Annotated in this window: 13 protein-coding genes; 4 read left to right on the top strand and 9 right to left on the bottom strand. The window is 42.4% G+C overall.

The features are described from left to right. Positions 1–119: 119 nt before the first annotated feature. Together ptsI and crr are read left to right on the top strand one after the other, a co-directional pair. Complete coding sequence (gene ptsI / locus PR766_RS00455) at positions 120–1847, top strand: phosphoenolpyruvate-protein phosphotransferase PtsI (protein WP_006658609.1); 1728 nt, start codon at positions 120–122, stop codon at positions 1845–1847. 48 nt (positions 1848–1895) lie between these two features. Next, positions 1896–2405: a PTS glucose transporter subunit IIA gene (crr, locus tag PR766_RS00450; protein ID WP_006658610.1), complete on the top strand. Its 510-nt coding sequence runs from the start codon at positions 1896–1898 to the stop codon at positions 2403–2405. Positions 2406–2511: 106 nt separating this feature from the next. Here the strand turns inward: crr and cysM are convergent, their stop codons facing one another. From cysM to PR766_RS00410, 8 genes are all read right to left on the bottom strand, one after another. Next, positions 2512–3396 carry a cysteine synthase CysM gene (gene cysM / locus PR766_RS00445; protein WP_006661316.1) on the bottom strand — a complete coding sequence of 295 codons (885 nt, stop codon included), beginning with the start codon at positions 3394–3396 and terminating at the stop codon, positions 2512–2514. An 81-nt stretch (positions 3397–3477) separates the two neighbouring features. Beyond that, positions 3478–4566, bottom strand: a complete 1089-nt coding sequence (gene cysA, locus PR766_RS00440; protein ID WP_006658612.1) for a sulfate/thiosulfate ABC transporter ATP-binding protein CysA — start codon at positions 4564–4566, stop codon at positions 3478–3480. 2 nt (positions 4567–4568) lie between these two features. Then, a complete protein-coding gene (gene cysW / locus PR766_RS00435; protein WP_006658613.1) occupies positions 4569–5429 on the bottom strand; it encodes a sulfate/thiosulfate ABC transporter permease CysW in 861 nt (286 codons plus the stop codon). Beyond that, positions 5429–6259: a sulfate/thiosulfate ABC transporter permease CysT gene (gene cysT, locus PR766_RS00430; protein ID WP_006658614.1), complete on the bottom strand. Its 831-nt coding sequence runs from the start codon at positions 6257–6259 to the stop codon at positions 5429–5431. The genes cysW and cysT overlap by 1 nt, the downstream gene beginning before the upstream one ends. Then, positions 6259–7281: a sulfate ABC transporter substrate-binding protein gene (locus PR766_RS00425; protein WP_036979689.1), complete on the bottom strand. Its 1023-nt coding sequence runs from the start codon at positions 7279–7281 to the stop codon at positions 6259–6261. Before PR766_RS00425 ends, cysT begins: the two co-directional genes overlap by 1 nt. 391 nt (positions 7282–7672) lie before the next feature. Beyond that, positions 7673–8569: a Dyp-type peroxidase gene (locus tag PR766_RS00420; protein ID WP_006658617.1), complete on the bottom strand. Its 897-nt coding sequence runs from the start codon at positions 8567–8569 to the stop codon at positions 7673–7675. 223 nt (positions 8570–8792) lie between these two features. Then, positions 8793–9377 carry an RpoE-regulated lipoprotein gene (locus PR766_RS00415; RefSeq protein WP_006661312.1) on the bottom strand — a complete coding sequence of 195 codons (585 nt, stop codon included), beginning with the start codon at positions 9375–9377 and terminating at the stop codon, positions 8793–8795. Positions 9378–9479: 102 nt separating this feature from the next. Beyond that, positions 9480–9911 (bottom strand): GNAT family acetyltransferase, encoded by a 432-nt coding sequence (locus PR766_RS00410; protein ID WP_154636451.1) that lies wholly within the window; start codon positions 9909–9911, stop codon positions 9480–9482. Between the two features lie 136 nt (positions 9912–10047). On the opposite strand from PR766_RS00410, the gene hemF reads away from it, so the two are divergent. After that, complete coding sequence (gene hemF, locus PR766_RS00405; RefSeq protein WP_006661310.1) at positions 10048–10971, top strand: oxygen-dependent coproporphyrinogen oxidase; 924 nt, start codon at positions 10048–10050, stop codon at positions 10969–10971. Positions 10972–11120: 149 nt separating this feature from the next. Next, complete coding sequence (locus PR766_RS00400) at positions 11121–12251, top strand: M4 family metallopeptidase (RefSeq protein WP_154636380.1); 1131 nt, start codon at positions 11121–11123, stop codon at positions 12249–12251. 127 nt (positions 12252–12378) lie between these two features. Here PR766_RS00400 and rluF read toward each other — a convergent pair whose 3' ends face one another. After that, on the bottom strand, positions 12379–13257 hold the full coding sequence (gene rluF, locus PR766_RS00395; RefSeq protein WP_154636379.1) for a 23S rRNA pseudouridine(2604) synthase RluF: 879 nt from the start codon (positions 13255–13257) through the stop codon (positions 12379–12381). Positions 13258–13278 lie beyond the last annotated feature (21 nt).

Genomic DNA, 13278 nt, shown 5'->3' with positions numbered 1-13278 from the left:
TTGTTTTAACGTAATAATTCCCCGTCCCTGAATACATTATTCGGGGACACCTGCTTAATCACTTATATCTACTGTTGTCTCTGCAACATCAAAACTCCTATCAGTAGTAAGGTAATATTATGATTTCAGGAATTTTAGTATCCCCAGGTTTTGCTTTTGGTCAGGCTCTCATCCTCAAAGAAGATCCTATTGTTGTCAGCACCCGTAAAATTACTGACGAGCAAATCGATAAAGAGATCCAAAACTTCATTGATGGACGAAACAAATCAGCTGAGCAGCTTAGCCTTATCAAAGAGAAAGCAGAAAAAAATCTTGGTGCGGAAAAAGCTGAGATTTTTGAAGGTCATATCATGCTGCTGGAAGATGAAGAGTTAGAGCAAGAAATTGTCTCCCTCATCAAAGGCGATAAAAAAACAGCGGATGCTGCCGTTTATTCGGTGATCGAAGACCAAGCACAAGCACTCGAAGCGCTAGATGATGAATACTTAAAAGAACGTGCAGCAGACGTGCGTGACATCGGTAAGCGTTTACTCAAAAACATCCTTAATATTCCAATTGTTGATTTAAGCGCAATCACCGAGGAAGTTATTTTAGTTGCACCTGATTTAACCCCATCCGAAACCGCTCAGTTGAACTTAGACAAAGTTTTAGGCTTCATCACTGACCTCGGTGGTCGTACTTCTCATACCTCTATCATGGCTCGTTCACTAGAAATCCCTGCTATCGTCGGTACAACTGACGCCACCAGCAAAGTGAAAAGCGGTGATTTCATTGTGTTAGATGGCGTAAACAACACCATTTATCTCAATCCATCTGAAAGCGAAATTGACAAACTGAAAGCCTTCAGAAATGAGTACCTGCAAGAAAAAGAAGAGCTGGCAAAATTAAAGGATTTACCCGCAATAACCTTAGATGGTCATCAAGTCGAAGTCTGTGCCAACATTGGTACCGTGCGCGATGTCGCTGGTGCTGAACGCAATGGTGCAGAGGGTGTGGGTCTATACCGTACTGAGTTTTTATTCATGGATCGTGATGCTCTACCTACAGAAGAAGAGCAATTCCAAGCCTATAAAGCCGTAGCAGAAGCCATGGGTAGTCAAGCTGTCATTGTTCGTACCATGGATATTGGTGGCGATAAAGACTTACCATACATGAATTTACCGAAAGAAGAGAACCCATTCCTTGGCTGGCGTGCAATTCGTATTTGTCTTGATCGCAAAGAAATTCTACACTCTCAATTAAGAGCTATTTTAAGGGCGTCTAAATTTGGTAAACTGCGTATCATGTTCCCGATGGTTATTTCTGTTGAAGAAGTTCGGGAACTGAAAGCAGAACTTGAGATGCTTAAAGGGCAGCTACGAGAAGAAGGCAAAGCCTTTGATGAAGCCATTGAAGTCGGTATTATGGTGGAAACACCAGCCGCAGCAATTATTGCACATCATTTGGCGAAGGAAGTTGATTTCTTCAGTATTGGGACGAATGATCTCACTCAATACACTTTAGCGGTTGACCGTGGTAATGAGCTGATTTCTCACCTTTATAATCCGATGTCTCCAGCCGTCTTGAACTTGATTAAACAAGTGATTGACGCTTCTCACGCAGAAGGTAAATGGACGGGTATGTGTGGTGAATTAGCAGGTGATGAACGTGCGACCTTATTGCTGTTAGGCATGGGGCTGGACGAATTTAGTATGAGCGCAATCTCAATTCCTCGTATCAAAAAGCTGATTCGTAATGCGAATTATGCAGATACACAAGCGCTAGCGGAACAAGCACTTGCTCAACCAACAGCCGAAGAATTGATGAAACTTGTAGATACCTTTATCCAAGAAAAAACGTTATGCTAACAGCAGCACATTAGTTCGGTCCCATATAAAACGATTAGGAGAAGGTCCATGGGTCTGTTTGACAAACTGAAATCACTAGTTTCGGAAGACAAGAGTAGCAGTGGCAATATTGAAATTATCGCGCCATTATCTGGCGAAATCGTCAATATTGAAGATGTACCAGACGTTGTGTTCGCAGAAAAAATTGTCGGTGACGGTATTGCTATCAAGCCTTCTGGCAACAAAATTGTGGCTCCGGTTGATGGTACAATCGGTAAAATCTTTGAAACTAACCATGCATTTTCAATTGAATCTGATGATGGTATCGAACTGTTTGTTCACTTCGGTATTGATACTGTTGAACTTAAAGGCGAAGGCTTTAAACGCATCGCAGAAGAAGGTCAATCTGTGAAAAAAGGCGATGTCGTTATTGAGTTTGACTTAGCTCTGTTAGAAGAAAAAGCGAAATCAGTTCTAACGCCTGTTGTTATTTCAAACATGGACGAGATTAAAGAACTGAATAAATTGAGTGGTACAGTGACTGTTGGTGAAACCGTCATTATGCGTATTAAGAAATAATTGCGCTAAACCTGAAATAAACCACTGAATGATAAACCACCAGTCACTTATCGATACTGGTGGTTTTTTATTGGAAGTTTCACTCTGACTTTAGTTTATTAATGTCTTATTTATCAAAAACACCCGTTGATAGATACCGGTCTCCACGATCGCAAATAATCGCGACAATCACCGCTTTAGGATTCGTTTTTGCCACCCGCAGAGCTCCCGCAACAGCACCACCGGAGCTCACACCACAGAAAATACCTTCACGTTTTGCTAACTCTTTCATGGTATCTTCAGCCTCTTGCTGGTTCACATCCAGCACATGGTCGACTAACTGACTATCAAAAATACCCGGTAGATACTCTGGAGACCAACGGCGAATACCTGGAATTTGACTCTTTTCAGCGGGTTGTAAACCCACAATCTGCACATCGGGTGATTGGCTTTTTAAATAACGGCTGACCCCAGTTATTGTCCCTGTGGTTCCCATACTGGAAACAAAATGGGTGATTCTTCCTGCGGTTTGCTGCCAAATCTCGGGTCCCGTTGTTGTAAAATGTGCCAACGGATTATCTGGGTTGTTGAACTGGTCTAGAACTTTTCCTTCGCCATTGTTTGCCATCTCTTGAGCCAAATCTCGCGCGCCTTCCATGCCTACCGTCGTGCTGACTAGAATTAACTCCGCGCCATAAGCTTGCATCGATGCTTTACGCTCCTGGCTCATATTGTCCGGCATCAGCAATTTCAGTTTGTAACCTTTCACTGCCGCAATCATGGCTAACGCAATCCCCGTATTGCCACTGGTTGCCTCGATTAATGTATCCCCTGGCTTGATCTCCCCGCGTTTTTCCGCTTCGTTAATCATTGAGAAAGCCGCCCTATCCTTCACAGAGCCTGCGGGGTTATTACCTTCGAGTTTGACCCAGATTTCTGCATCCAGACCTTCGGTCAGGCGTTGCAGACGAACCAACGGCGTATGACCAATAAACTGTTCCAACGTTGACACTGTGTTTTTCCTTATAATAATTTTTTATTGATTGATAATATAATTAACAATCAATTCTAAAATCAATCATCCCTTTTAAATCTACGCGCTTTTAGCAAGAGAGGGGAAAAATAATGGCTCTTTTCCCTGATAAATTTGTGTCTGCTGGCTTCCTAAATAATAATGTTCGCCTCTCAGTGGAACCGTATTTGCATCCTGCCATACCACAGATAACGTTTCCTCACTCCACCCTAAAGGCTGCACGGTTAATTGCCAAAAATGCCCTCTAGGTCCTGATTCAATGACTCTCACGGGCAGCTGGTGAAGTTCATCCGCTTGCTTTTGCAAACGAATATCCCAAGGACGAATAAACACATCGACATCGCCTTGTTGAGCACTGATTTGAGGCAGTGGGAAGGTAAAATTCGCTACCTGCAATTGAGAACCTCGAATATTCCCAGCAATTTTGTTCACCTCCCCCATAAATTCAAGGACAAAACGTGTTTCAGGTGCTTGCCAAATTTCATTCGGGGTGCCAACTTGTTCAATATGCCCTTGGCTCATCACCACGATCCGATCTGCTACTTCCATGGCTTCTTCCTGATCGTGCGTCACAAAGACACTGGTAAACTTTAATTCTTCATGGAGCTGACGTAGCCAACGACGTAATTCAATACGCACCTGAGCATCTAGAGCCCCAAAAGGTTCATCCAGCAATAAAATTTGCGGCTCAACAGCTAATGCTCTTGCTAGCGCTACCCGCTGTTTTTGCCCACCAGAAAGCTGAGATGGGTACCGTTCAGCCAAATGCGCTAGTTGCACCATCTCTAGCAATTCCATGGCTTTTTGCTTAATAACCGCCTTAGATGGGCGCTGTTTTCTCGGTAACACCGTCAAACCAAATGCGACATTCTCGAATACCGTCATATGACGAAACAGCGCATAATGTTGGAAAACAAACCCCACATGCCGGTCTTTCGCATGTACTTGGCTAACATCTTGCCCATGAAAGCGTAACGAACCGTGACTTTGCTGCTCTAATCCGGCAATAATGCGCAGTAACGTGGTTTTACCCGAACCTGAAGGTCCTAACAACGCTACCATTTCCCCTGAGCCGATATCCAATGAGATGTTGTCCAGCACCTGCGTTCTGCCGAACAATTTACCGACATGATTAATTTCAATACTCATAATTAATGGGCTCCTGACTCAGTTTGCTGCCGGCTTAAATGCCATTGCAAAGCACTTTTTACAATCAACGTGATGATCGCTAATAACGCTAAAATTGCCGCAGCAGTAAATGCGCCGACGGTATTGTAATCTTGATGAAGTAATTCCACTTGCAGAGGCAATGTATAGGTTTCCCCACGAATAGCACCAGATACCACAGAGACTGCACCAAATTCACCGATAGCTCGTGCATTCGTTAATACAACACCATAAAGTAATGCCCAGCGGATGTTGGGGAGCGTTACTCTCCAGAACATTTTCCAACCCGATGCGCCCAATAAGGTTGCCGCTTCATCTTCTTGGCTTCCTTGGCTCAGCATTAACGGAACTAGCTCCCTTACCACGAATGGACACGTCACAAAAATAGTCACTAATGCCATTCCCGGCCATGAAAACATGACTTGTATATCAAACCCTTCTAACCAGCCGCCAAACCAACTATTCGAGCCATAAAACAACAAATAGAGCAACCCCGCCACGACCGGAGAAACAGCAAAAGGAATATCCACTAACGTCAGTAACAATTGGCGACCTGGGAACTGAAAACGCGTTACAAGCCACGCCAACATCACTCCAAACACCAAATTCACTGGTACCGTTATTAATGCAATAAGCAGGGTTAGTCCAATTGCATGCAGCATATCGGGATTACCAATATTGGCTAATACTTCCCCCAACCCTTTTTGAAAGGCGGTGATGAAAATCCAGATAATTGGTACCACTAATAACAAAGTAGAAAAGAATAGCCCTATCGTAATGAGCGCCCATTTTCCCCAATTGATACTTCTACGTTGAGTCATCGGAAACGGTGTAATTTGTCCCATTAGTGCCCGCCTAATCGTTTACCAAAACGGCTTTGAATAACATTCACTGTAAAGAGTAAAAATAATGACACGGCTAAAATCACGGAAGCAATGGCACTCGCGGCTGGATAATCAAATTGCTGTAATTGGCTAAAAATCATTAAGGAGACCACCTCCGTTTGCCACGCAATGTTTCCGGCGATAAAAATAATCGCACCAAATTCACCAAGGCTGCGTGTAAAAGATAAAACCGTTCCAGCAATTAATGCAGGGGATACTTCGGGTAACACCACACGTCGGAAAGTTTGCCAACGCGTTGCCCCTAAGGTCTGAGCCGCCTCTTCATATTCCGGACCTAACTCTTCCAGAACCGGTTGAACCGTTCTGACAACAAAAGGAATACTGGTAAATGCCATGGCAACTGCAATACCTAGCCATGTATTCACTACTTTAATATCAAACTGATGTAGATACTGACCATACCAACCTGATGTCGCAAATAATGTTGCAAGGGTCAGCCCTGCAACGGCGGTAGGCAATGCGAAGGGTAAATCCACCAGTCCATCTAAGAATAAGCGTCCAGGAAAACGATAGCGGGTCAAGATCCATGCCAGTAACATTCCAAAGACCGCATTAAATAAGCTCGCAACGAGCGCAGCGAGTAATGTTACTTTATAGGCCGCAACAACCTGAGGGTAACTAATTACTGCCCAATATTGTTGCCATGTCATATCGGAAAGCTGCACAACAAGCGCGCTTAAAGGCAATAGCAAGATTAAACAGACGTAAAATAAGCTACTGCCTAAAGTCAGTCCGAAACCCGGTAAAAACCGCTTTCCTGATGTCTGCATTAACGGCGACCTTGTTCCATGAGTTGATCGAATTCACCGCCCGTGGAAAAGTGCTCATTCATGACATTCGTCCAATTGCCAAATTGAGACTCCACCGTAAATAACTGAGTTGCTGGGAATTTACTCTTATTTTCCGCCATGACTTGCTTATCATTCACGCGATAGTTAAAACGAGTGATAATATTTTGAGCTTCTGGGCTATACAGATAATTCAAATACGCTTTCGCGGCTTTCTCTGTACCATTTTTTTGCACATTTTTATCGACCCACGTGACAGGGAATTCCGCCAAAATATCCACAGGAGGAACAATCACTTCATAATCTGATTCACCGTACTGGCTGCGAATATTATTCACTTCTGATTCAAAACTGATTAAGACATCCCCCAATCCCCGTTCAATGAATGACGTCGTTGCACCTCGCCCTCCGGTATCAAAAACTTCGACGTTTTTCAGGAATTGCTGCATTTGTTCACGGGTTTTTGGACTGTCTTTTCCATTTTCTTGGTTGAAAGCCCCCCATGCCGCAAGGTAGGTATAACGACCATTTCCCGACGTTTTTGGGTTTGGAAAAACTAATTTCACATCACTGCGTGCAAGGTCATCCCAAGTTTTAATGCCTTTAGGATTACCTTTACGGACCAAAAACGCCATTGTCGAATAATAAGGCGAACTATTATTCGGCAAGCGCGCCTGCCAATCTGCAGGGATCAATTGCCCTTTATCATGAAGGATCTGCACATCCGTCACTTGGTTAAACGTCACCACATCGGCTTTTAAGCCTTGTAAAATCGCTAATGCCTGCTTGGATGAGCCCGCATGGGATTGCTTGATAGTCAGTGGTTCTTGAGGGTTTTCCTGCGCCCATTGCTTTTCAAATTCTGGATTTAATGCTGCAAATAGCTCTCGTGAAATATCATAAGAGCTGTTCAATAACTCAGCTGCCGTTAGGGATGCGCTACTCATCAACGAAAACATCGCCAGACTCGCTAACCCCGTATTTTTTAACATTGATTTTTTCATGAGATCCCTACTTGTGACTAAACCCAAACATTAACTAAAAACAATGTATATGTTTTGGTTATAACTTTGTAGTTATCAATCATCATTTGATATATCAAGTTGGAATAATAAAGAGGTTATAGCAATAAGCTAAAAAATCTGATGGAAATTTAAGAGGTTAATGTAATGAGTAAAGCTCATAGAGATCCTGCGGCAAAATGTCGAGAACAAATATGACCACTTGCTAAGCGTAAATTTTGGTTATTCGTTGATATCGATATGGATAAATATGATGGATGTGCCGAGAGGATCAATATCACTCTGCTGCAGCACGAAAAGGACTACAAGAAACTGATCAGTAAACACTTTCAAGCTGCCGCTGTCCGCGACAGCTTGAATTATCACAATAAGATTATAAGGATAATAATCTTTCAATTGATGGTGCGTAGTAATAACTGCCAGAAACGGCTTTAGTCATACGTAGCAGATCATCATATTTACCATCAGTTTCACCAAACATGCTCAGTAATTGCTGTTCAATATTATGGATGGTTGCGCAGTAGGCAATAAAGAATAAACCATGTTTACCGCTTGCCGTGCCGTATGGCAGGCTATGGCGCATAATAGAGAGCTCTTCCCCCTCTTCTTCAATCACCACGCGAGAAACATGAGATGTTTTATTACGCGCATCTTCGTCTAATTCAACGCTATCGTGTTTAGTGCGGCCAATCATTTTCTCTTGTTCATGCTCAGAAAAACGAGACCATTTTTTCAGGTCATGCTCATAGCGCTGCACCATCACGTAGCTACCACCAATATCATCGCCTTGATTAATCAACGTGACTTCAGCGATTTCTTCACCTTGTGGGTTTTCTGTGCCATCAATAAAGCCACTTAAGTCTCTATCTTCCACCCAACGGAAGCCATGAGTTTCCTCAACAACCTCAATAGATTGCCCAAATGCCTTCAGAGCAGCCTGCGCTAAAGAAAAGTTAATATCATGACGTAATGATTGAATGTGAATCAGCATATCGCGCTGAGTGGCTGGCGCTAATCCTTTACCTAACGTACGAAATGGTTTTAATTCCGGCGCCACGCTCGCGTGCCCTAATTGCTTCCACACCTCAGAGCCAAATGCAATCACCGCGCCAAGACGATCATCGGGGAATTTTGCTTGCAGTTTGGTTAATTCATCAACAAAAACTTTGCATCCTGATTTAACCTCTTCTAGTGACCCAGTCACCATGGCTTCAATAAAAATGCCGAAACGACTATGTTCCTTCAAAATACCACTTTGGGAATGAGACATGCATAAACCCCTTAGAATGAATAAATTACACAAACCTATACTTTAAAATAGTTTATCGCATTAATCATGATTTTCACCTTGTTTTAACGCAAGAGTTAATCAGTCTAGGTCATTCAGAAGGGTTTGACGTGAGGAAAAGATAAATATCAGTGTTAGCAATAAATTAAAACCGTAAGTTATTGTTTTCTACAATCCAAAAACTTACGGTACATGTATTCGTAATTTATTTATGCCAAATAATTTGTGACACCTTCCATGTCTTCAATACTTCATCAGCTGGCATTAAATTATCAGGACCTTGCCATTTACCACTAAATTTGTAGACCACTTTGCTACTTTGTGGCGCAACACACAGTACCGTAGGAATATTATCGACGGCTTCCCCAAGGGAACATGAACCATAAGCTTTCTGATAAATATCACCAAACTCAGTACCAATTTGAGTATCCCATTCCGTCAGCATATCCGGGTCATTAACCACAATACGTGAAACGGTGCCTTTTTCGGGTCCAAAGACTTCCACTGCAACGTCTAAATCTTTCATGGCTTGAAATACAGATATCATTTCACCATTTTCAAGTTGCATACCGCCACGTACAACATAACGATCATCAAGCTGGTTATTAATCACGTCACGATCCATCGGTGTCAGGCTGGTGATGGCACCAACACCCGCATCAGAAATCATCAATGGGCTGTGAAACCAGGTTGATGGAGAGAAAAAACTTTTTCCAGCACAGCCTGATAGCATCACTGCGCCACCAAGCAAAGAAACTTTAAATAGGGTTACGAATGCGTTTTGGGACATACCATCCTCTTTAGCGGGTCATATAATGCATATTGAGACAGTCTATTTAATAAAAAATTCAAGCTAGTTAGCTAAACTGCCAAGAAAATAATCACTGGCAGTTTAAAAATCCACGTCGAGGGTCAGTTTTTTCGAATAAATTAAACGCTCGGCTTGCTCTTCTTCATACAACATTTTTTCAAACATACAGATTGCTGCATCAGATTCTTCGTTGACCAACAGCTCAATTCTGTCACAACCTTGGGCAATCAATTTTTTCTCTAAACGGCTCACTAACGCATTGGCAATACCACGCCCACGATATTCAGGATGAACAGCTAAATAGACTGCGGTTCCCCGAATCCCATCGTATCCCCCCATGATAGTGCCAACCACTTCACCGGATACCTCGGCAACTAAGAAAAGATCCGCGCCACATTGCAATTTACGCTCAATATCTAGTTCAGGATCCCCTGAAATTTCATTCAATTGACAGCGTTCCCACAACGTCAGCACATCTTCATAATCATTTTGGCGAAATATGCGTATTTCCATCATTTTGTCCGTTTGAGCTAAACTTCCTGCCATTATCACTGCTTTTGATACACAATCAATAATCAATATGCCTTTTTTACCTCAACGGGGTATACTTTACTCATTTTCTTTCTCCCAATGGTTCTATTTAAAAACAATGAATTACCCAGATATTGACCGTGTAAAAGCCTATTTGCAAAGCTTGCAAGATACTATTTGCCAGAAAATAACAGCGTTAGACGGCAAAGAAACGTTCCTCGAACAAACATGGGAGCGAGCAGAAGGCGGAGGTGGGCGCAGCCGAGTTTTAACTCAAGGTGCTCTGTTTGAACAAGCCGGTGTTAACTTTTCACATATAAAAGGTGAAAAACTGCCCGCATCAGCCACCGCACACCGCCCAGAATTAGCAGGTCGTAGTTATCAAGCGATGGGTGTTTCATTAGTTATTCATCCTCTCAATCCTTATATTCCTACGACTCATGCTAATGTGCGCTTTTTTATTGCCGAAAAAGAAGGGATGGAGCCCGTATGGTGGTTTGGCGGCGGATTCGACTTAACCCCTTATTACGGTTTTGAAGAGGACGTTGTACATTGGCACTCTGTCGCTAATGCATTATGTGCGCCTTATGGTGATGAGGTATACCCTAAGTTTAAACAATGGTGCGATGACTATTTCTTTTTAAAACATCGGAATGAACCGCGGGGTATCGGTGGTCTATTCTACGATGACCTAAATCAATGGGACTTTGAAACCTGTTTTGCTTTCACCCAAGATGTTGGAAATGGCTTTCTACAAGCCTATGTTCCCATCGTGGAAAAACGTCGTGAAATACCTTGGGGCGAGCGTGAACGCCAATTCCAGTTATATCGTCGAGGGCGATATGTCGAGTTTAACCTCGTTTGGGATAGAGGCACCCTTTTCGGCTTGCAAAGTGGTGGACGTACTGAATCCATTCTAATGTCCATGCCACCTTTAGTCCGCTGGGAATACGATTATCATCCTGAAGAAGGCAGCCCAGAGGCTAAGCTATATACTGATTTCTTAATCACTGGTAAAAATTGGCTCGTGCATAATAAATAATACAAACTTTTGTAATTAATCAGATTTTTATCTGCTGGTTTTTCTAATAAAAATTAGCAGATATTGATTTAATAGCTTAATTATCATGTAGTTACAATAAAATCACAACCGTTTATGATTCCATTTCGTCAAACAAAATGGAGTTCTAAATGAGTCAAATACTTGGTCGTTCACTATTATCACCTAGCTTAATTTCACACTTCTACCAAGAAAGCCTGTGTAATAATTTAAAATCTACATTATTCCATATCAATGACATTATGAGCCGCACTTATACTCATGAAGATGCGAGTTATCAACGTCAGTTATTATCTAGCGCTTGTAATATAACGGGAGGAACCTACAATCGCCTGATCCGCGATGCACAGCAACGCGTAGAAAACTACACACATAATCACTCTAGCCTACCGATTTGTCGCCGCGAAGAAATGCCTGCCGATGAGCATATGGCACATAGCGATTTTGCAATCATCATGCGAGAGGAGGATAAGGTAGCGCCAACCGAGCCAGCCCATCGTGTATTTGACGCCATTGGACTGATCCGCTCATTCCTCAAGGAGAAACTCAATATTGATCAGATGTTTGGTTGTGATGCTGATATCAATGCGGTTATCCATTATGATAAAAACTACGCCAATGCATTTTGGAATTCTCAAGCTATTTTCTTTGGGGATGGTGATGGAACAGTTTTTGGTCCCTTCTACAACGATATTGATATAATCGCTCACGAGCTTGCACATGGATTTATTAGCTCCCAGGCTGATTTTGACTATGTTGACCAATCCGGCGCATTAAATGAATCTGTTGCTGACGTATTAGGTATTATGGTGAAGCAATATGTTCAAAAACAAACCGCGGAGCAATCTAACTGGTTACTGGGTGAAAAATTATTCATCGACACGAAAAAAGGACCTGCTTTACGCTCAATGAAAGCGCCGGGAACCGCCTACTATTTCACAAAATCAAACCAAGACCCACAAGTCGGCCATATGGATCAATACCGAAATTTACCACGATATGTTGATAATGGTGGTGTTCATATCAATTCAGGTATTCCAAACAAAGCCTTCTATTTATTGGCAACAAAACTGGGAGGATACTCTTGGGAAGTTGCAGGCAAAATATGGGTGGCGGCAGTCTCTGATCCTAGCGTGTCAAATACTGCGACATTTATTGAATTTGCTAATGCCACAGTCCGTTCAGCAAAAAATCTCTTTGATGAGAAAATTGAATTGGCAACTCGCCAAAGCTGGTTGGATGTAGGATTAAAATTAAACTAAGTTCTAATTTGTGATTTATCGATTATTGTCGGCCCACAGAGAGGCTGACTTTTACCTAACATAATAAAAAAGGTCAAGAATGCAGTTAATTCACTTATTCTCAACCTTTTTTCACTTCTGAATTCAATTAACGTTTTTTCTTTTTACGTCCAGGCTGGGTAAATTTCTTTTTCGGTGGTTCTGCATTTACCTTAGGTTTTTGACTACCTGAGCCTTGTTTTCCCGATGGCTTGTTATTACTGGCACGTGCTTGAGGTTTTGCAGCTTTTTTCGGTTTAACATCCGATTCTGATTTTTCAATCAGATTAAACAATTCAATAAGCTCATCATCCGTCAAATCACGCCATTCACCCACAGGAATGCCTGTCAGTCTCACATTCATGATCCGCACACGCTCTAGCTTAGTGACTTCATAACCAAAATGCTCTGTCATACGACGAATTTGACGGTTTAAACCTTGGACTAACGTAATACGGAAAACAAAAGGGGCTTCTTTTTTGACCTTACATTTCTTAGTCATCGTTCCTAAGATAGGCACTCCGGCACCCATACCGCGAATAAACTCATCCGTCACAGGTTTATTGACGGTGACAATATATTCTTTCTCGTGGTCATTGCCAGCTCGTAAAATTTTATTCACCAAGTCACCGTGGTTCGTCAGGAATATCAACCCTTGGGAATCTTTATCTAAGCGACCAATTGGGAAGATACGAGTGCTGTGATTGACATAATCCACAATGTTGTCTTTTTCGCCGCTTTCCGTAGTACTCACGATCCCAACCGGCTTATTTAAGGCAATTAACACTAAATCTTCTTCATTGCGCGGCTCAATCAGCTGCCCATTAACCTTCACCACGTCTCCAGCAGAGACTTGGTCGCCGATCCCTGCACGTTTACCGTTAATAAAAACATGACCTTGCTCGATATAACGGTCAGCCTCACGTCTAGAGCAGATACCGCTCTCGCTAATGTATTTATTCAGGCGTGTGGTTGAATTGATTTCCATGGTTTTCCTCAGTCATTAAAA

Origin of the sequence: Providencia sp. PROV208 (assembly GCF_028479465.1) — a bacterium.
In the GTDB taxonomy this organism is placed as follows: domain Bacteria; phylum Pseudomonadota; class Gammaproteobacteria; order Enterobacterales; family Enterobacteriaceae; genus Providencia; species Providencia alcalifaciens.
The sequence above is the reverse complement of the archived record's forward strand: the minus strand, read 5'-3'. Positions and strand labels throughout refer to the sequence as shown.